The organism is Polaromonas sp. P1_F1 (genome assembly GCF_056405795.1).
Genome location: NZ_JBFUBJ010000001.1, coordinates 1236488 through 1255574 on the forward strand (window position 1 = coordinate 1236488; position 19087 = coordinate 1255574).

At 61.9% G+C, this 19087-nt stretch carries 22 protein-coding genes, 1 pseudogene and 1 riboswitch; of the genes and pseudogenes, 16 read left to right on the plus strand and 7 right to left on the minus strand.

Annotated features, from left to right (window positions below):
- Nucleotides 1-71: 71 nt before the first annotated feature.
- The 4 genes from AC1DZE_RS05950 to AC1DZE_RS05965 are packed head-to-tail and all read right to left on the minus strand — an operon-like array spanning nucleotide 72 to nucleotide 2630.
- Nucleotides 72-341, minus strand: coding sequence for an HPr family phosphocarrier protein (locus AC1DZE_RS05950; RefSeq protein WP_477668869.1), 270 nt, complete (start codon nucleotides 339-341; stop codon nucleotides 72-74).
- Complete coding sequence (locus AC1DZE_RS05955) at nucleotides 310-753, minus strand: PTS sugar transporter subunit IIA (RefSeq protein WP_477667617.1); 444 nt, start codon at nucleotides 751-753, stop codon at nucleotides 310-312. The genes AC1DZE_RS05950 and AC1DZE_RS05955 overlap by 32 nt, the downstream gene beginning before the upstream one ends.
- Nucleotides 750-2057, minus strand: coding sequence for an MFS transporter (locus tag AC1DZE_RS05960; RefSeq protein WP_477672423.1), 1308 nt, complete (start codon nucleotides 2055-2057; stop codon nucleotides 750-752). Before AC1DZE_RS05960 ends, AC1DZE_RS05955 begins: the two co-directional genes overlap by 4 nt.
- A gap of 15 nt (nucleotides 2058-2072) precedes the next feature.
- The gene (locus AC1DZE_RS05965) at nucleotides 2073-2630 is read right to left on the minus strand and encodes a hypothetical protein (protein WP_477672424.1); all 558 of its coding nucleotides are present in this window, start codon (nucleotides 2628-2630) and stop codon (nucleotides 2073-2075) included.
- A gap of 216 nt (nucleotides 2631-2846) precedes the next feature.
- Here AC1DZE_RS05965 and AC1DZE_RS05970 point away from each other — a divergent pair, with 216 nt between their 5' ends.
- From AC1DZE_RS05970 to cynS, 8 genes are all read left to right on the plus strand, one after another.
- Entirely contained in the window at nucleotides 2847-3446 is a 600-nt protein-coding gene (locus AC1DZE_RS05970; RefSeq protein ID WP_477672425.1) for a hypothetical protein, read from the plus strand.
- Nucleotides 3447-3458: 12 nt separating this feature from the next.
- Nucleotides 3459-4634, plus strand: coding sequence for a sensor histidine kinase (locus AC1DZE_RS05975; RefSeq protein WP_477672426.1), 1176 nt, complete (start codon nucleotides 3459-3461; stop codon nucleotides 4632-4634).
- Nucleotides 4631-5290, plus strand: coding sequence for a response regulator transcription factor (locus AC1DZE_RS05980; RefSeq protein WP_477667613.1), 660 nt, complete (start codon nucleotides 4631-4633; stop codon nucleotides 5288-5290). Before AC1DZE_RS05975 ends, AC1DZE_RS05980 begins: the two co-directional genes overlap by 4 nt.
- A 151-nt stretch (nucleotides 5291-5441) precedes the next feature.
- Entirely contained in the window at nucleotides 5442-5861 is a 420-nt protein-coding gene (locus tag AC1DZE_RS05985; RefSeq protein ID WP_477667612.1) for a CBS domain-containing protein, read from the plus strand.
- 315 nt (nucleotides 5862-6176) lie between these two features.
- Nucleotides 6177-7544 carry a CmpA/NrtA family ABC transporter substrate-binding protein gene (locus AC1DZE_RS05990; RefSeq protein WP_477672427.1) on the plus strand — a complete coding sequence of 456 codons (1368 nt, stop codon included), beginning with the start codon at nucleotides 6177-6179 and terminating at the stop codon, nucleotides 7542-7544.
- On the plus strand, nucleotides 7541-8404 hold the full coding sequence (gene ntrB, locus AC1DZE_RS05995; RefSeq protein WP_477689467.1) for a nitrate ABC transporter permease: 864 nt from the start codon (nucleotides 7541-7543) through the stop codon (nucleotides 8402-8404). The genes AC1DZE_RS05990 and ntrB overlap by 4 nt, the downstream gene beginning before the upstream one ends.
- A 154-nt stretch (nucleotides 8405-8558) precedes the next feature.
- A complete protein-coding gene (locus tag AC1DZE_RS06000; protein ID WP_477673218.1) occupies nucleotides 8559-9362 on the plus strand; it encodes an ABC transporter ATP-binding protein in 804 nt (267 codons plus the stop codon).
- A 46-nt stretch (nucleotides 9363-9408) separates the two neighbouring features.
- On the plus strand, nucleotides 9409-9852 hold the full coding sequence (gene cynS / locus AC1DZE_RS06005; protein ID WP_477673212.1) for a cyanase: 444 nt from the start codon (nucleotides 9409-9411) through the stop codon (nucleotides 9850-9852).
- A gap of 172 nt (nucleotides 9853-10024) precedes the next feature.
- Here the strand turns inward: cynS and AC1DZE_RS06010 are convergent.
- Nucleotides 10025-10282, minus strand: a pseudogene (locus AC1DZE_RS06010) (IS21 family transposase); the annotation flags it as partial.
- A gap of 99 nt (nucleotides 10283-10381) precedes the next feature.
- Nucleotides 10382-10738, minus strand: a complete 357-nt coding sequence (locus AC1DZE_RS06015; protein WP_477699863.1) for a hypothetical protein — start codon at nucleotides 10736-10738, stop codon at nucleotides 10382-10384.
- Nucleotides 10739-11024: 286 nt separating this feature from the next.
- Here AC1DZE_RS06015 and AC1DZE_RS06020 point away from each other — a divergent pair, with 286 nt between their 5' ends.
- The 5 genes from AC1DZE_RS06020 (at nucleotide 11025) to AC1DZE_RS06040 (ending at nucleotide 15981) form a co-directional block, all read left to right on the plus strand.
- Nucleotides 11025-12257 (plus strand): CaiB/BaiF CoA transferase family protein, encoded by a 1233-nt coding sequence (locus AC1DZE_RS06020; protein ID WP_477673214.1) that lies wholly within the window; start codon nucleotides 11025-11027, stop codon nucleotides 12255-12257.
- Nucleotides 12258-12287: 30 nt separating this feature from the next.
- Nucleotides 12288-13022, plus strand: coding sequence for an alpha/beta fold hydrolase (locus AC1DZE_RS06025; protein ID WP_477673215.1), 735 nt, complete (start codon nucleotides 12288-12290; stop codon nucleotides 13020-13022).
- Nucleotides 13019-13501, plus strand: coding sequence for a thioredoxin domain-containing protein (locus AC1DZE_RS06030; RefSeq protein WP_477673216.1), 483 nt, complete (start codon nucleotides 13019-13021; stop codon nucleotides 13499-13501). Before AC1DZE_RS06025 ends, AC1DZE_RS06030 begins: the two co-directional genes overlap by 4 nt.
- Nucleotides 13502-13698: 197 nt before the next feature.
- Entirely contained in the window at nucleotides 13699-14241 is a 543-nt protein-coding gene (locus AC1DZE_RS06035; RefSeq protein ID WP_477699864.1) for a GrpB family protein, read from the plus strand.
- Between the two features lie 102 nt (nucleotides 14242-14343).
- A riboswitch (glycine riboswitch) is annotated at nucleotides 14344-14432 on the plus strand.
- A gap of 235 nt (nucleotides 14433-14667) precedes the next feature.
- The gene (locus AC1DZE_RS06040) at nucleotides 14668-15981 is read left to right on the plus strand and encodes a D-amino acid dehydrogenase (protein WP_477673771.1); all 1314 of its coding nucleotides are present in this window, start codon (nucleotides 14668-14670) and stop codon (nucleotides 15979-15981) included.
- Nucleotides 15982-16046: 65 nt separating this feature from the next.
- On the opposite strand, the gene AC1DZE_RS06045 is transcribed toward AC1DZE_RS06040, so the two are convergent.
- Entirely contained in the window at nucleotides 16047-16646 is a 600-nt protein-coding gene (locus tag AC1DZE_RS06045; protein ID WP_477673770.1) for an OmpW/AlkL family protein, read from the minus strand.
- A gap of 273 nt (nucleotides 16647-16919) precedes the next feature.
- Here AC1DZE_RS06045 and AC1DZE_RS06050 point away from each other — a divergent pair, with 273 nt between their 5' ends.
- The 3 genes from AC1DZE_RS06050 to phnD all read left to right on the plus strand — a co-directional run bounded on the left by AC1DZE_RS06050 (nucleotide 16920) and on the right by phnD (nucleotide 18904).
- Complete coding sequence (locus AC1DZE_RS06050) at nucleotides 16920-17126, plus strand: DUF1737 domain-containing protein (RefSeq protein WP_477668885.1); 207 nt, start codon at nucleotides 16920-16922, stop codon at nucleotides 17124-17126.
- Nucleotides 17126-17641 carry a DinB family protein gene (locus tag AC1DZE_RS06055; RefSeq protein ID WP_477668886.1) on the plus strand — a complete coding sequence of 172 codons (516 nt, stop codon included), beginning with the start codon at nucleotides 17126-17128 and terminating at the stop codon, nucleotides 17639-17641. Before AC1DZE_RS06050 ends, AC1DZE_RS06055 begins: the two co-directional genes overlap by 1 nt.
- Nucleotides 17642-17938: 297 nt before the next feature.
- Entirely contained in the window at nucleotides 17939-18904 is a 966-nt protein-coding gene (gene phnD / locus AC1DZE_RS06060) for a phosphate/phosphite/phosphonate ABC transporter substrate-binding protein (RefSeq protein ID WP_477668887.1), read from the plus strand.
- Nucleotides 18905-19087: the final 183 nt, after the last annotated feature.

Here is a 19087-nt window from a genome sequence, read left to right on the forward strand (position 1 = left end):
TCCCGGGCCGCAGGCGGGGCGGCCCCCTCGGGGGGCAGCGTATTACACGAAGTGAAAAGCGTGGGGGCCATTCATTCCCCTTCGCCAAACTTGTCGGCGATCAAAGCGAGGATGGCGTCCATCGCGGCCTGCTCGTCGTTGCCGTTGGTCTCGACCTCGACAATGCTGCCCAACCCGGCAGCCAGCATCATCACGCCCATGATGCTTTTGGCGTTGACGCGGCGCTCGCCCTTGCTCATCCAGACCTCGCAGCCAAAGCTGCCGGCGAGTTTGGTGAGCTTGGCGGAGGCGCGGGCATGCAGGCCCAGCTTATTGCTGATGTTCGTGCTGGTCTTGATCATGATTTCGGCGTACCTGATTTTGCGGTGCGGTGATGGCCACCTGCATCACGCCCTGCGTGGCGCCGATCAGCGCGCGCGCTACCAGCGCATCGAGCGACTCGTGGCGGTAAGACACGGTGCGCAGCAGCATGGGCAGGTTGATGCCGGTGATGAGTTTGGAATGAACGCCGTCCACCAGCTTTTGCGCCACGTTGCAGGGCGTGGCGCCGAACACGTCGACCAGCACCAGGGCATGCGAGGTGCCGAGCTGCGTCAGCATGATGCGCGCCTGGGCCAGGGTTTCTTCGGGTGGCATGTTGGGCTGCACGTCCAGCGCGGAAATACCCGCTGCGTTGTCCGGAAACACATGCAACACGCATTGGCGCAGGGCAGAGGCCAAAGGAGCGTGAGCGATGATGAAAATGCCGTTCATTGCGGTGAATTATCAGCTTTCACACTGAGGAAATACCCATATGAGGCGATACAACAACACAAAAACACGGACATCGCCGCCTGAAAGCTCGCCACCCGTGCCAGGCCCATGGCGGCAAACACGTCAATCAGCAAGCCGATTCCCCATTGCACGGTGAACACGCCGGCAAAAATCATCAGGTTATAGGCCGATAGCGCCCGGCCGGCGAGCGAGGCCTTGAACGCCATACCCACCGCGGGCTGCGCCAGCCCCATGACGCTGCACCCCATGCAAAACAGCGCCCAGCCCAGCCATCCGGTGGAGGTGCCGGCCGCGATATTGACCGCCAGCACGGTGAGGCTGAAGGGCACGCCCCAGGTGATCAGGCGGGTGGCGCCCCAGCCGTGCCGCGACAGCCAGGGGTTCACCATGCCCCAGCTCCAGAAGGTCACCAGCATGGAAGCATTGATATAGAAGAGGCCGGTGGCCGCCTCCAGCGGCGTATAGCCCGCGACCCTGATCATCCAGGGGCCGGCCCACAAGGTTTGCACAGCCACCAGCCCGCCGTAATTGAAAAAAGCCAATGGCGTCATCTTGCGGAAGTAGCGGCTGCGCCAGATAGGCGCATAGCCAGCTTCGGCCGGTACCGCCGGCGCGGCGGCTTCTGTGCTTTCATGCTTTCTATTGAGCTGCCATGTCGGCACCACCCAGGCGAGCGCGGCCATCGACAGCAAGATCATCGCGGCCAGTATCCAGAACAGCGATCGCCAGCCCGTCAACGGCATCAGCCATTGCACCGGCAGGGTAGACGCCAGCATGCCGAGTGAGCCGGTCATCAGCATCCACGAATTGGCGCGCAGCACCGTGGCCGGCTCATACCAGCGGCGGTAACCCGTGAGCGGCGCCATCAGGCAGGCGCTGACGCCCATGCCGACCAGCACACGCGACGCCAGCAGCCAGGCAAAGCTGGTGCTCAACGAAAAAGCCAGGCAGCCCAGCACTGACAGCGCCAGAAAACACAGGATCACGCGCTTGGGGCCATGGCGGTCCAGCCAGGTGCCCAGCGGCAGCTGCGTGGCGGCAAAGCCCAGGAAATATCCGCCCGCCAGCAGGCCGAGGTCGCGTGCATGCAGCGAAAACTCCTGCGTGAGCACCGGCGCCAGCGTGGCGGTGATGGCCCGCACCAGCGCCGAACAAAAATACGCGGCGGCAAACGCCAGGAAAACAATGGCGCCGGTTTTTGCGTCCAGCCGGCCCGGGTGGGAACTGGCAGCCGGCGCAGCGGTATTCGGGGAGGTCGGCAAGGAAGCTTCTGCGCTGGTCATGAAAGGCAAGCCACTTTATTCAAACTTGAGGCTGGAGAAAAATGTCTCGGCCACCTCGGGCGCGATGCGCGGGGCATACATCACCACCTGGAACACCTGCGGGCCTTGCACAAAGTAGGCAGCCTGCCCGCTCACCGGTTTGCCGTCGGGACCCTGCCCATCGGCCTTGACCAGCGAGGCTGGCGGCAGCGTGGCAGCGCCGGGTAACTTGAGCGGTGACACCTGCGGCGCAGGCCCGGCCTTCATGTTCGCCAGCGTGAGGCTTTGCCACTGTGCGAGCACGGGCGCCGCTTTTGACGCGTCGCCGAGGTCGGCCACCGCCACGGCAAAGGTGGCGCCGCCGGCATCACAACCCAGCATGCGCAAGGTAGTTGCCGGGCCACCCAGTGGAACCACTTTTTCGGCTTTGTCGGGCTTGCAGGGCAAAAGCAGCGCCAGGCGCGTGCCCTCGGGCCGCACTTCGCGCCAGTTCAGCGTGGGGCTACAGGCCACGAGCAAGATCATCACTGTCAGGGCAAAGGCGGCGACCGGCCGCGGCGAGAGGTGCGCGGCGCCTCTAGAAATCGTAAGCATGCCTTGGACTTTACAGGGAATCAAAAAAGCAGCCCGTTTTGGGGCGAACCTGGGGCAAGCCGCTCCGTCCAGCCCGCTTCAGTACCGATTTTGGGTTGATACAGTCCCGGCCACGCACCAAGCTGGGCACGATGTTTGCTCATGCCCGCATGTGCAGTATGGAAAGAACTCAGGCTTTGCCATGCCATGATGCGGTCCAACAATCACAACCGTTCAATGATGATGGATTTCAAAACACACCGATTACTGGCTGCTCTGCTGCTATGTGCTGCAAACCCTGTCTGGGCTTTGGAGCTGCAGAATAAAAACTTTAGCGACGACGAAATTTTTTCGGCTGTCGTTAACCGGTTTAAAAAGCCGCTTCAACACCGGTTCAACCCTGCCTCTACGGATGAGCGAAAACCTTTGCTGGTGCTGGGCCCGGCGCTGAAATTCGGCAAAAAAATGCAGTCCCAATCGTTTATCCACCTGACGCAGCAGGAGCTGGTTGAGCAGCAACAGGCGGTTTTTATATTGGTAGAGAAGGCGCGCCCGAATCCTGAGCGGACCGAACTCTATGTGGACTACGACATACCGAGCAATGCGTCTTTCGGCGTGCTGAAGGTTTACCCCAAAGATGGTGTGCTGGTCGTTGAAAGTCTTGACAGCTTCCGGTCATCCTCAGGCGCAAGGGCCACTTACGGCAAGCTGTACAAGGGCGTGGCTTGCCAGGACAACACGGAAATGGCTTACCGCTGGAACTACTACGAGCGCAGTGGCTCCGGCGGGCGTTGCCCTGACAAGATGTTTACCGAATTTACGGACTACGGCGGTTAACCGAACTACGCCATGCCCGCACCCGCCCACCTTCCCGGCGCCAACCAGCCCGTCTGGCGCGACAAGCTGTCGCAGCTGCTCGAGTCCACCGGTGAGGGCATCTTCGGCATCGACATGGACGGCCGCTGCACATTCATCAACCGTGCCGGCGCCGAGCAACTGGGCTATGCCCCCGCCGATGTGCTGGGCCACAACATGCACGAGCTGGCGCACCACTCCCATGCCGGCGGCGCGCACTACCCCGAGCACCTCTGCCCCATCTTCAACGCTTTTCGCAAGGCCTTGCCCTGCCGCATCGACAGCGAACTGTTCTGGCGCAAGGACGGCAGCGCGTTTGCCGTTGAATACTCATCGCACCCCATCGTCGAAGGTGGCGTGGTGCAGGGCGCGGTGGTCACCTTTGTTGATATTTCGGCGCGCCGCCAGGCCGAAGACGCGCTGCGCCAGGCGCATGCGGTGCTGGAGCAGCGCGTCAGCGAACGCACGCAGGCGCTGTCTGAGGCCCTGCAGCACCTGCGCGAGCTCACCGCCTACACCCACACTGTGCGCGAGGAAGAACGCACGCGCATCGCGCGCGAGGTACATGACGAGCTGGGCAGCCTGCTGGTGGCGCTGAAGATGGACGTGGGCTGGCTCGACAAACGCCTGGGCGAACAGCAGCAGCGTGAACCCGGTGACGCGCAGGTCATGCGCGACACCATGCGCAGCAAATGCCAGAACATGGGGCGGCTGATTGAAAGCGCGGTCGACAACGTGGGCCGCATCATCACCGACCTGCGCCCCAGCATCCTGGACCACCAGGGCCTGTGGGCAGCGCTGGACTGGCAGGCGCATGAATTCGTGCAGTCGGCCGAACTGGCGCTGGACTGGCAAATGGAGGTGGCCGACGCCGCACCCCTGCCCGAGCCCTCGGCGATTGCCATCTTTCGTATCTTCCAGGAAATGCTCAGCAATGTAGGACGGCATGCTGAAGCCAGCCGCGTGGCCATCACCATACACGCCACGGCCAGTGACATCAGCATCGCCGTGCAGGACAACGGACGCGGCGCCGAAGCCGCCGCCTTTGAAGCAGCCAATGCCTACGGCGTGATGGGCATGCGGGAGCGCGCGCGCCACCTGGGCGGCAGCCTGGAGATCACCAGCCGGGTCGGCCACGGCTCTGCCTTTCACCTTCGGATCCAGTTATGAGCACCCTCAAAATCCTGATCGGCGACGACCACCGCATCGTGCGTGAAGGCCTGAAGCAGGTGCTGGCCGATGCGCCCGAAATTGAAGTGGTGGCCGAAGCGGAGACCGGCCCCGACATCCTGCAGCGCGTCGACGCTTTGGGTGGAGACAAAGGCCTGAGCGCCGTGCTGCTGGACATTGCCCTGCCCGAGCGCGATGGCCTGGATGTGCTGCAGGCGCTCAAGAAAAACTGGCCTCGCCTGCCGGTGCTGATGCTTAGCACCTACCCTGAGAAGCAGTACGCCGTGCGCTGTATCAAGCTGGGTGCGGCGGGCTACCTGAATAAAAGCGCCAACCCCGATGACATGATTGCCGCGGTGCGCAAGGTGGCGGCCGGTGGCCTGTACGTTTCAGCCGCCACGGCCGAAGCGCTGGCCAGCGCCGTCGGCGGAAGCGGGGGACGCAGCGGCGCCGAAGCCCTGTCGCACCGTGAACACCAGGTGTTCCGCCTGCTCACGGCCGGCAAGTCCGTGGGTGAGATCGGCACGCAACTGGGCCTGGCGTCCAACACCGTGAGCACCTACCGCTTGCGCATCCTGGAAAAAACCGGCGCCAAAAACGACGTGGAACTGGCCCTGTACGCCGAGCGCCATGGCAGGGCGCCTGCCGACAGCTGACAGCAACACGTCAACGGCCTTGTCCTACGGCCGCTCGGGTGCCCATGACCGGCAAAAACACGCACGCGCAGGGCATGCTGGCTGCAGACGGCGGTGTCGTTCTGATACCGCCCAGCCCGGACCCAAGCCCACCCATCCAAGGAGTATTTTTATGACGACCGTCACCGACGTGATGACCCGCAACGTGCGAACCATGGCCCCCGGCAATACCGTGGCAGACGCCGCGAAAGCCATGCGTGAGCTCGACGTGGGCGTGATCCCTGTGTGCGAGGGCGACAAGCTGCTCGGCATGGTGACCGACCGCGACATCGTGCTGCGCGCCGTCGCGGAGGGCCTGAACGGCGGCACGCCGCTGTCTACCGTGATGAGCACCGACATCCATACCGCACGTGAAACTGACGACCTCGACACGGTCCTTGCAGACATGGCGTCCCGCCAGATTCGCCGTCTCCCGGTGCTGGACGGCTCGCAACGCCTGGCCGGCATCATTTCCATCGGCGATATCGCGGTCAAGGGACAGGACGAAGAGGATGTGGGCCAGTCACTGGCCGACATCTCGTCTCCGGCCTGACCGCACCGCGGGTAAGCCCCGCGCCCTGCGCGAATTTGGTGCGTGACAAAGCTTCCGCGCCACCTTGAGCCTGCGCGATGTCGTCGAGGCTGAAAGAATCAGCTGACGTATCGGCCTGCGTGCAGGCCTGCGCAGCCAAAACCAGCATGGCGGCACTGTTGTTGCTGCTTGCGGGCCGGTTTTTGTAGTGGACGCCCTACACCCTGTCATGGCATCCACAGCGAAATGCGGCACCTGCCGCGCTTTCGCCCCAATGGGCCCAAATTGGCCCGCTGCTTGCAAGACAGCCGCATCTTCCAAAGAAAGGTGTGCGCCATGTCTGACCTCTTTTCTCCCTACGACGCCGACCAGCCCCTGATGCTCAAATGCAGCTGCGGCAGGGACCACAGCGCGGCCGATCACCAGGCCGCCGATGCGTCTGCCGCCAGCCCGCAAGCGCTCTCACACAGCTTTATGGAAGCCAGCCTGGTGAAGGCGCTGTTCCCGGTTGACAGCGTGCGCCGCAACTTCCTGCGTGCGGTGGGCGCCAACACGGCGCGCGCTGCGATTGCCTCGGTGCTACCGCTCGGTGCGCTGGAGGCCATGGCGCAAGACCGCGTGCCCCTGGAAAAGAAGGATCTGAAGATCGGCTTCATCGCCATCACCTGCGCCAGCCCGCTCATCATGGCCGACCCGCTGGGCTTTTACAAAAAGGAAGGCCTTAACGTGCAGCTCAACAAGACCGCCGGCTGGGCGCTGATACGCGACAAGATGATCAACAAGGAGCATGACGCCTCCCACTTCCTGTCACCCATGCCGCTGGCAATGACCATGGGCCTTGGTTCCAACCAGGTCAACATGAACGTGGCCAGCATCCAGAACACCAACGGCCAGGCCATCACGCTGCATGTGAAGCACAAGAACAACCGCGACCCGAAGAACTGGAAAGGGTTCAAGTTCGCGATTCCGTTCGAGTACAGCATGCACAACTTCCTGTTGCGCTACTACCTCGCGGAGAACGGCCTGAACCCCGACACCGATGTACAACTGCGCGTAGTGCCACCGCCCGAGATGGTGGCAAACCTGCGCGCCGGCAATATCGACGGCTTCCTCGGCCCTGATCCTTTCAATCAGCGCGCGGTGTACGACGAGGTCGGTTTCATCCACATCCTCTCCAAGGAAATCTGGGATGGCCACCCCTGCTGCGCTTTTGGCGTCAGCGACGAGTTCATCCAGAAGAACCCCAACACCTTTGCTGCGCTGTACCGCGCCGTGCTGGGCGCATCCTTCATGGCCAGCCAGCCCAAAGACCGCGACCTGATCGCCAAGGTGATCGCGCCCACGCAGTACCTGAACCAGCCTGAGGCCGTGCTGCAGCAGGTGCTGACGGGCAAGTTCGCCGACGGCCTGGGCAACATCCGCAACGTGCCGGACCGCGCCAACTTCGACCCTGTGCCCTGGCAGAGCATGGCGGTGTGGATGCTCACGCAGATGAAACGCTGGGGCTATGTAAAGGGCGAAGTCAATTACAAACAGATCGCTGAGAAAGTTTTCATGCTGACGGATGCCAAAAAGCAGATGGCACTGGCCGGCTTCAAGCCGCCTGAAGGGGCTTACAAAAAATTCAAGGTGATGGGCAAGGAGTTTGACCCGGCCAAGCCCGATGACTACGTGAAGAGCTTTGCCATCAACAAGCTCGCATGAAGTCGCTGAACCTCAAGGCGGGCCTGGTCTCGCTGCTTATCTTTTTCGCCTTTCTGGGCATCTGGTACGTGGCCACGTTGCCCGCATCTGGTACGCCGGCAGCCAGCACGGCGGGCCTGAGCGCCGAGCAGATCGAATACCAGAAGATGATGGGCAAAGACCCGGGCAGTACCAAGACCACCGGCTTCCCCACGCTGGGCCAGATGGGCACAGCGATCTGGAAGCAGGTGTCCAACCCGCTGTATGACAACGGCCCCAACGACAAGGGCATCCTGATCCAGCTCGGCCATTCGCTGGCACGCGTGGGCCTGGGCTTTCTGTTGGCGTGTGCGGTCGCCGTGCCGCTGGGTTTTGTGATCGGCATGTCGCCGCTGCTGCGCCGCGCGTTTGACCCTTTCATCCAGGTGCTCAAACCCATCTCGCCGCTGGCGTGGATGCCGCTGGCGCTCTACACCATCAAGGACTCATCGATCTCGGGCATCTTTGTGATCTTTATCTGCTCGGTCTGGCCCATGCTGATCAACACCGCCTTCGGCGTGGCCTCGGTCAAGCGCGAATGGCTCAACGTGGCCAGCACGCTGGAAGTGAGTCCCCTGCGTAAGGCCTTCCAGGTGATCCTGCCGGCGGCTGCGCCCACCATCCTGACCGGCATGCGCATCTCCATGGGCATTGCCTGGCTGGTGATTGTGGCAGCCGAGATGCTGGTGGGCGGCACCGGCATCGGCTACTTCGTCTGGAACGAGTGGAACAATCTCTCACTCACCAACGTGATCTTCGCCATCCTGGTCATCGGCATCGTCGGCATGCTGCTGGACCTGGCTTTTGCGCAACTCCAAAAAGTGGTCACTTATGTGGAGTGATTCCATAGCAGGAGCCGCACTAGAGCCGCTCACAAAGCCCAGCGAAGCGGTCCTGGCTAGGCGCGTCGCCGCAGACAGTGCTACAGCACGGCAAGGCGACGCAACAACGCCAGGAGGGCTTTTTGAGGGGCGCCCTCCAAAGAAGGAACACAGCATGCAGGGATTTCTCAAGATCGAAGGGCTGAGCAAAGACTTCAGCACCACCCTGCCCGCACGGCCGGTGTTTGCCGACGTGTCTTTCAGCATCAGCAAAGGCGAGTTCGTCTGCATCATCGGCCACTCGGGCTGCGGCAAGACCACCATCCTTAATGTGCTGGCCGGGCTGGACAGCGCCACCGCCGGCCATATCTTCATGGAAAACCGCGAGATAGGCGGCCCCAGCCTGGAGCGCGGCGTGGTGTTCCAGAGCCATGCACTCATGCCCTGGCTCACCGTGCGCAAGAACATCGCGTTTGCGGTGGTGTCACGCTGGGCCGATTGGACTTCGGCACAAGTCAATGCGCATGTGGAAAAGTTCGTTGCCATGGTGGGCCTGACACCCGCCATCGACAAAAAAACGTCGCAGCTCTCAGGCGGCATGAAGCAACGCGTAGGCATCGCACGCGCCTTTGCCATCCAGCCCAAGATGCTGCTGCTCGACGAACCCTTCGGCGCACTCGACGCGCTGACGCGCGGCACCATCCAGGACGAACTCATGGCCATCGTGCGCGAGACGCAGCAAACCGTCTTCATGATCACCCACGACGTGGACGAAGCCATCCTGCTGGCCGACCGCATCCTGCTGATGAGCAACGGCACCGACAACGATGGTGTCTACGCACCGGGCCGCATCGCAGAAGAAGTCATCAACCCGCTGCCCCGCGAGCGTACCCGCGCCGGCCTGCATCACCTGCCCGGTTACTACGACCTGCGCAACCACATCGTCGATTTCCTCGTCACCCGCGCCAGGGCGCATTGACTATTCCCGCTTTTCACTTCACCCATCTCACATACAGGAGCAAACCATGAACCGCAATGACATCACCGAAAAAATTATTACCGTCAAAGTCAGCAAAGGCCTCACCTGGGAGTCCGTCGCCAAGAAGGTGGGCCTCAGCAAGGAATGGGTCACTGCCGGCTGCCTGGGCCAGATGACCTTTGACGCCAAGCAAGCCAAAGTCATCGGCAAGATTTTTGGCCTCACGGCCGAAGAACAAAAGTGGCTGCAGGTCGTTCCCTACAAAGGCTCACTGCCCACACCCATCCCCACCGACCCACTGATCTACCGCTGGTACGAAATCGTCAGCGTCTACGGCACCACGATCAAGGAGTTGATCCACGAAGAATTCGGCGACGGCATCATGAGCGCGATCGACTTCAGCATGGACATCGTCCGCCAGCCGGATCCCAAGGGTGACCGGGTGAATGTGGTGTTGTCTGGGAAGTTCTTGCCGTACAAAACGTATTGATATCAGCTAGCGCTGCGGAGAGGCCGGATCGTTGTCGCTACGACCTACTTCGTGCCAATGGCCTGTTGAATTGCACTGAAGTCTGACCCGAGTTTTCCATCGAATATTGACCCACACTCTTTGTGAGCAGAACGTGCTCACGATGTGGATAAGTTCTTTATCTTCTCCTTGTGTGGATCTGCCTCAAAGTGCGCCGCTGTTTCCGCGATTTTGTTGCCTCGATCACTAGCCAGGTGGCCAGCTTCTCGGCGTAGGGATCGAGCTTGCTAGGGGTTGCCCGCCTTTGGTAGCTAGGCTCGCTCTCTTCCGATCGCAGGTGCTTCTTCACTGTGTTGCGAGCCAGGCCTGTACGCCTTGAGATCTCGCGGATGGACATCTGATCCCGCAATGCCCATCGCCTGATGACATTCAATGTCGCCACGTCTATCACTCCTAATTTCCCCTGCTTTTAAAACAAGCAGGGTAGTGCCTACGTGGGTCAGTTTTGGATGGAAATTACTGCGCTAAGTGGGTCAGATTTCGACGGAATTCAACAAGGTGGAATCCGAATGTGGCTTACGAAGATCGTTATGTCGCAACTACCATCAGGCTTATTTACGGATATCTTGGCGCGATCACCACCTCCGCCGCACTCCAGATGGACTTTGGTTTCCTTGTAGACAAGGTCATACATCTCGGGGATTTCAAATGAGCCGCCTCCCATAGCCCTCAATATCACGCTCTTGTCTTCGTTAACCACCCATTGGCCGTATTTGGTCAAGCGCTCCTTATTGGACTCCGTATCGTCCCAGTAACGATCTATCAGCGGTCGGTCAGTCTCCACGATCTTCTCCTGCCGCAATTTCGAGTTGCAAAGGAAGCTTGCATCGAAGCTGAGTGTCCTCATTGGGTGTCGCCTAACGTTGAGATTCAGCGGCTACCTCAGGCAGTCCGTTGTGATGACGGGTTGAAACGCATTTCATGAAGGCCTATTCTGCGTTCTAACTTTGATATGTCCAACAAAACCGCGGAATAGCATGGCCTTGGGTTTCTGAAATTCTTCGTGAGAAACAGCAGATTACATCAACCCCACTAGAAAAAAGCACGCAGGGAGATTGAATTCGACAAAGTCGCCGACGATCTGGGCGCGCCTACATCGCCCATCGCTCCGATGTAAAGGCAAAATGCCACACATGAACTCCCTATCCGGCATCCGCATCCTAGACCTCTCCCGCGTACTCGCAGGCCCCTGGTGTACCCAGACCCTGGCCGACCTGGGCGCCGATGTCATCAAGATTGAACGCCCCGGCACGGGCGACGACACGCGCACCTGGGGCCCCCCGTTTTTGAAGGATTCGCAGGGCGCGGATACCGAGGCGGCGTATTACCTGGGCACGAACCGCAACAAGCGCTCTGTCACCTGTGACATCGCGCAGCCTGCGGGCCAGGCGCTGGTGCGTGAGCTGGCCGCGCATTGCGACGTGTTTGTCGAGAACTTCAAGGTGGGCGACATGGCGCGCTATGGGCTGGACTATGCGTCGCTCAAAGCCATCAATCCGCGCCTCGTGTATTGCTCAGTCACGGGCTTTGGCCAGAACGGGCCTTATGCCGACCGTGCGGGGTATGACTACGCGATCCAGGGCATGGGCGGGCTGATGAGTGTGACCGGCGAGCGCGACGACCTGGGGGGCGGGCCGCAGAAGGTGGGTGTGGCGGTGGCGGACTTGATGACGGGCATGTATGCGACGGTGGCGATACTGGCCGCGCTGCGCCATGCCGAGAAAACCGGCGAGGGCCAGCAGGTCGACATGGCGCTGCTGGACACGCAAGTGGCCATGTTGGCCAATCTGGGCGCCAACTATTTAGTCAGCGGCAAGGCGCCGGGCCGGGCGGGCAATGCGCATCAGAACATCGTGCCTTACCAGGTGTTTGAAGTGGCACCGGCCGCAGACGGAACCAAGGACCATTTGATTCTGGCGGTGGGCAATGACTCGCAGTATGCGAAGTTTTGCGCCGTGGCCAACATTCCGGAGCTGGCGACCAACCCGCTTTTTGCGAAGAACCGCGACCGCGTGCAGAACCGCGGCCAACTGGTGCCGATTCTGGAAGCGGTGATGAAAACGCGCAGCAAGGCCGACTGGCTGGGTGCGCTGGAGGCGGCAAAAGTGCCTTGCGGCGCCATCAACAGCCTGGCAGAGGTGTTTGCAGACCCGCAGATCGAGGCGCGCAAGATGGTGACCGAGTGGAAGCATCCGGTGAAGGATGATTTGAAGCTGGTCTCCAGCCCTATCCGCATGAGCGCGACGCCGGTGCGCACCGACCTGCCGCCGCCACTGCTGGGCCAGCATACCGAAGAGGTGCTGCGCAGTGTGCTGAACTATTCGGACGCCCAGCTATCTGAACTGAAGAGTGGCAAGATCATTTGATGCAGCAACCTTTAACAAGGAGGTGACGCAATGAAACACAATTTCGTTCTGGTCCACGGCGCGTGGCATGGCGGCTGGTGCTGGCGGCGCGTGGCGCAGGCGCTGCAGCTGGACCACCACAAGGTGTTCACGCCGACACTGACCGGCCTGGGCGAGCGCGCCCATTTGCTTTCACCCACGATCAACCTCGACACGCACATCAACGACGTGATCAACCTGATCGAGGCGGAAGAGCTGCATGAGGTGACGCTCGCGGTGCATTCCTATGCCGGCATGATCGGCACGGCTGTCACTGACCGCATGCCCGACCGCATCAAGCATCTGGTGTATGTGGATGCGGTGGTGCCCAAACCCGGCGAGAGCTGGAGCAGCACACAGGCCAGCGCCACGCAGCAGCAGCGCATGGCGGCGGCGCAGGCTTCACCCAGCTTCAGCTTTCCGGCGCCCGACCCGGAGGTGTTCGGCCTGCACGATGCCGACCGCGAATGGGTCAAGCGCCGACAGACGCCGCACCCCGGCAACACCTACCAGGCACCGCTGCACTTTGACATGCAGCGCGTAGCCGCCGTGCCGCGCACTTTCGTCAACTGCACGCAGCCCGCCCTAGCCACCATCGAACCCAGCCGGCTGCGCGTGAAAGACCCGAAATTCTGGGACGGCGCGTGGCTGCCGAATTCGCGCGTGGTGGAAATCAAAACCGGCCATGACCCCATGATCAGCGAGCCCGCTGCGCTGACAAAGATTTTGCTGGAAAGCGCTGAATGAGCCCGATGGGCCGCCGCCAGTTCACAGCCATGCTGGCAGCCGGGCTGGTCGTGCCCCAGCTCGCGCTGGCCAAAGACACGGCCTTGCCTGTGCCTGCATCTTTGCCGGCGGCCGCTGGAATCGCCTTCGCCAAAAATGAACCACTCGTGCTGTTGGTCAGCCTGCCCGGCTGCCCATTCTGCGAGCTGGTGCGGCGCAACTACCTGCTGCCAGGGCAACGCGATGGCAACCTGCACGCCTGGCAGCTCAACATCAGCGACCGCACGACACCGTTGACCGGCTTTGACGGCCAGGTGACGACAGCCGCCGCCCAGGTTGCGGCATGGAAGGCCGGCTTCACCCCCACAGTGCTGTTTCTGGGCCCGGCCGGGCAAGACCTGGCGGAACGGCTGGTCGGCCTGGCATCTACCGACTTTTACGGCGCCTACCTGGAAGAGCGGCTGGCACAGGCGCGCAAAGCTGTGCTGGCGCTCAGGTGAATGAAATGCGGGCCGCCAAATTCGCAGGCGTGGGGTTTTCTGCTTGCTATTGTTTTGGTAGCTGCTCGCGCCCGTTCTTATTGGGCTGAAGGCCTTTTTCATGCTCAAAAACGCCCTAAAAATGGCCCCACAAACGATTCTGGCGTGCCGCGCAGCGTTTTTCGCCCCCGCACAACCATCTGCCAGCCGTCACCCGCATGACTGACGAGGAATCGCTGCTCGCCGCTATCTATGAAGAAGTGGTCTTGCAGGCCTATAACCCGGCCTGGCCCCTGCAGTTTGTGGCTGAGCGGGACCGCCTGCTTGCGCTCTCCCCTCAGCTGCCGGCCCGCCTGATCGACATCCAGCACATCGGCAGCACAGCCGTGCCCGGCCTGGCGGCCAAACCGGTGATCGACATGCTGGCCGGTGTGGAATCCATGGCGGCGGCCGAGGCGCTTTCGGCGCCGCTGTGCGCCAACGGTTACACGACCTCCGCTGAATTCAACGCCTCGCTGACCGACCGTAAGTGGTTCATGCGCTGGGCGCGCGGGCGGCGCACGCATCACTTGCATCTGGTGGTGCACGGCGGCGAGGTGTGGGCGCAGCGCCTGCGTTTTCGCGACGCCCTGCGTTCGGACCCTGCGCTGGCGGCGCGCTATGCCGCGCTCAAGGCGGAACTGGCGGCACGGCACCCGGGTGACCGCGAGGCTTATACCGATGCCAAAGCCGCGTTTGTGCAGGCGGCCAGCGAAGGCTGAGCCTCCCTGCTTCCTACTATTAAGCCGCTGAATCAACCCGCTAGACCTGTACTGAACGCCCTATTCACGCTTGGCAAAACAGGCTTCGGTGGTAAATTCAAACCCGTTCAAGCAGGAGAGCGCTGCCCCAAAGGCAGCCACCGAAGGCGCAAACTTCCATAATCGCTCAGGTCCCGTACTGCCCGGAACACACAGCCGTCTGGAGAGACGCCGCACGCAAGGTGCAGCGCACCGAAGGAGCAAAGCCGAAGCTTGTCATCGACATAAAAGCACCGGCTGAATCTCTCAGGTAACAAGGACAGTGGAAGCGGCCGCAAGCATGTGATGGCTTGGCGGTTGCCACGTTTCTTTTTTGATTCAAGCAACCCCAAGGTACCGCAGCACTTGCGCAACTGCAATGTTCTGCTTGAATGAAAAGGAATCGCCATGAAAGTCATGGTTTTGGGGGCTGGTGTCACGGGTATCACCACGGCCTGGTATTTGGCGCAACGCGGCCATGAGGTGACGGTGGTGGAGCGCCGCAACGCGGCCGCGATGGAAACCAGCTTTGCCAATGGCGGGCAAATATCCGTGAGCCACGCGGAGCCCTGGGCCAACCCGGGTGCGCCGCTGAAAGTATTGCAATGGCTGGCGCGTGAAGACGCACCGCTGCTCTTCAGGTTGCGCGCCGATGTGAACCAGTGGCTGTGGGGGCTGGAGTTTTTGCGCAACTGCACGCCGGCGCGCACGGCACAAAACATCAAGCAGATCGTGAACCTGGGCATGTACAGCCGTGGCGCGCTGCAAAAACTGCGCGCCGAGCTGGGCCTGCTGTACAACGCGCAGACCAAAGGCATCCTGCACTTCTACACCAGCCAGGCCGAGTACGACGCGGCGCAGGAGCCCGCGCGCATCATGCGCGAGCACGGCTGCGAACTCAACATGAAGACGGCCGACGAGTGTGTGGCGATTGAGCCCGCGCTGGCGCAATGCCGCGGCAGCATCGTGGGCGGCAGCATGACGCCCAGCGATGAGTCAGGCGACGCCCGCGCGTTTACCGCCGCGCTGGCTATGCGCTGCGAGCAGGCGGGTGTGAAATTTTTGTACAACACGACGGTGCTGGGCCTGGACGCCGCGCAGGGGCGGCTGAACGGCGTGCAGGTGGCGATGGGCAGCGGCGAGGCCGGTGGCAAGGTCGAGATGCTGAAAGCCGACGCGTATGTGATGTGCCTGGGCGCCTTCAGCGCGCAGTGGGCCAAGGTGCTGGGGCAAAGCCTGCGCATCTACCCGGCCAAGGGTTACTCGGTCACCTTGCCCGTGATCAACGAGGCGGCGTCGTACCAGGTGAGCCTGACGGATGACGAGTACAAGCTGGTGTTCTCGCGTTTTGGCAACCGCTTGCGCATTGCCGGCACGGCCGAGCTCAACGGCTACAACACCGAGCTGAACCTGGTGCGCTGCAACGCCATCGTGCGCCGTGTGAAGCAGCTCTTTCCCGAGATGACGGATGGCGAGGGCGCGCAGTTCTGGACGGGCCTGCGGCCGGCCACGCCGAGCAATGTGCCTTACATCGGCAAAAGCAAGGCCTCCAATGTCTTCCTCAACACGGGCCACGGCACGCTGGGCTGGACGCATGCCTGCGGCTCGGGCGCGGCGATTGCGGACATCGTGAGCGGGCGCGTGCCGGAAGTCGACTTTGCGTTTACCGGCATGCCGGCGCCGGGGCGTGTGATGGCATTGCCGGGGATGGCGAAGGCCTGAACCCGCGCCGCCGCAAGCGCCCGCGAGAAGAGACGCGCAAGTTTGGGCGTCTCACCCTTTTCTGCTCAAAACCGCCAGCCAAGCCCCACACCCAACAACACCGGGTCGGCCTTGAACGTGCCGATATTGGCGCCACCCGCAGACACGTCGGTGCGGATGTAGACCTTCTTCAGGTCGAAGTTCAGGGACAGCTGCTTGCCGAGGGGAATGTCCACACCGACCTGCAACGCCGGGCCCCAGCTGCTGCGTTTGATGTCCACGCCAGCCGGCAGGCTGACCGCACTGAAGCGGGTGTAGTTGACGCCCGCGCCGACATAGGGCTTGAAGGCGCCCGCACCCAGCGAGTCGAAGTGGTATTGCGCCATCAGCGTGGGCGGCAGGTGCTTGAAGCTGCCGATGGCGGTGCCGCGGGACGACAGCGTGTGCTTTTGCGGAACCGTCAGCACCAGCTCGACTGCGAAGTTGGGGTTGAGGAAATAGCTGATGTCGAACTCCGGCATCCACTTGTTGTTGATGGCCAGCCCGAGGCCGGTGCTGTCACCGTTGGCGCTGTCCAGGTGGACGGCGCGCGCTCGGACCAGCCAGGGGCCTTCAGCGGTTTGGGCAAAAGCGGCACCCGACAAAAGGGTGCAGAGGGCAGCGGCGGCAATGATTTGCTTTTTCATGGGTAAGTAACAGAAGAGACGGGAACATTCCCGTCATTGATTGGAGCCGTACGGCCCGTTGGGCGGCTTGATCTGGCGCAAATGCGGCCCAGCCGTCAACGCAATCAGCGCAAACCTTGCGGCAGCTCAAATAGGGGTAGCGCCTTCGGTGGCTGGCGGGCGCCCGGATCCTGCGTGTCGGCGCGCACTACCTCCGCGGTCACGACCAACAACACCTGCAGCATCTGCACGGACACGGTAATATCGCCCTCCGTTCATCAGCCGCTTGCCGCCATGACATCACCCGCCACCACGCCCCCCGACGGTCTTCCCACCTACAGGCTCCTTACCGGCCCGGATGACGCGAGCTTTTGCCGCCGGGTGAGTGAGGTGCTTGCCATGGGTTACGAGCTTTACGGCTCGCCGGCGGCGACCTTCAATGGCGAGAACGTGATCGTGGCGCAGGCGGTGCTGTGGCCTTCGCTGCGCAAGGCCGGCTGATGAGCCCTGCGCTGCCCCTGAACCCCGCAACGCTCCAGGCCATGGCGGATTTTCCGCGCCAGCTGGAGCAGTTCTACGACGCGATTCCTGAAAGCCACAAGCGCTGGACGCCGCCGTCGTGGGAAGGCATTCCGAGCGAAAACTTCACGGCCCTCGCGCAGATCTGCCACATCAGGGACATCGAGATTGACGGCTATCACGTGCGGTTTCAGCGCACCTTGTCAGAGGCCAGCCCCGTGCTGGAATCACTGGACGGCTACGTGCTGGAAAAGCAACGCGACTACGCGGCCGCTGATGCGCAAGAGGCCATCGCGGCGTTTCGGGCAGCGCGCACCCGGACGATGGCCATGCTGTCGGGCATCACGCCCGGGCAACTTGGCCGTACGGCGGAATTCGAAGGTTACGGCGCACTCACGTTGCGCAGCCTGGTGCATTACCTGTGCAGCCACGACCAGCAGCACCTGGCCGGGCTGCAATGGCTGCTCGGGAAAATCGACGCCTCGCTCGCCGCTTGAGGCGTCCGCCGCCCCCCCCCCCCCCGCCGCACAGCACGCGCGTATCCTGAGGCGCAGTATTCGCCGCCGCCCAGGCGCTTACAGGTTGCCAGCGCCATCTTTTCAATGAAAAAACAACAGCCTCTGAAGCAGATACGCTGATTTATGTCACGAAGGTATTCATTCGAATGTAACAAAAAGTTCGTTTTGATGCACCGTCATGCACACTGATTGGGCTGGGAACGCGGTTTGTGCGGCCAAGGGCACACAAACCGGCATTCCTGCGTATCGGTTTCATAGACAACTGGAGTGATCAAGATGAAGTTTTATCTGCGCCATGCCGCAATATTGGCCAGCGCCGCTTGCGCCCTGGGTTCAGCAACAGCCCAGACCGACGAGGCAAAGCCTGCACGCAAGGCGAAAGCTGCGGCTGCTACCCCCGCGCCCGAAAAATATTCCGGCCCACGCGAAAAAATGGTCGTGGCCATGCCCAAGACCTATGGCAAGAGCGAAACCATGGCCTTGTGGGGCGACTACTTCAGCCACCTGTCACGCTGCGGAAACATCGACCTGCAAAACGCGCAAGGCGAATCGATGGACAAGACCAGCAACATCGACATCCTCGGTGAAAAAGAGCTGATTGAAGGTATCTCGGCCGGCAAGGTCCAGCTGGCACAGGTCAACCCCGGCCTGGCTGCGCAGTTGGTCACCGCCGGCCAGCCGGCGCCGTTTGGCGTTCCGGGCAACAAGGCCACGGGCCTGCGCAACTCCTACAAACTGATTCTGATCACCCGCATCGACAGCCCGTACAGGGAACCGAAGGACCTGATTGGCAAGAAAATCGCGCACACCACACCCACCTCCAACTCGGGCAACCTCGCGCCGCGCGCGCTGTTCCCGGCGCTGGGCCTGACGCCGGACAAGGACTACGAAGTCGTGTTCTCCAACGGCCACGAGCGCTCCGTCACGGGCGTGATGCATGGTTTTTATCCGGCCGCAGCTGTGGCCAGCGATTTGTACCAGCGCATGGTCGTCAAGGGTGACGTCAAGGGCTCGAGCATTCGCACGATCTGGGAAAGCCCGCCCTTCATGACGGAAACCTGGACCATGAGCAAGGACGTTTCGCCCGAACTGCAGGCACGCGTGAAGAAATGCTCGTTCAGCTACAGCTTCTCGCCCACACTGAAAAAGCAGCTGCCCGGCAACGACACATTCCTGCCCATCAACTTTGATCGCGATTTCGCGACGGTGATGCAGGTCTACCGCGCCAGTCAAAAGAAGTAAGGCCCCCACGGTCGCTCACTTCGTGTAGCTCCCTGCCCCCCGAGGGGGCCGCCCGCCTGCGGTCTGGCAAAGCCGAAAAATTGGTGCACCCCTATCGGGCTCACTGCGTGTAGCCCTTTTCCCCTTGCAGGGGACGGTGCCTGCGGCCCGGCAAAGCCGGTTCCACGGCATCCGCTGGCGTGA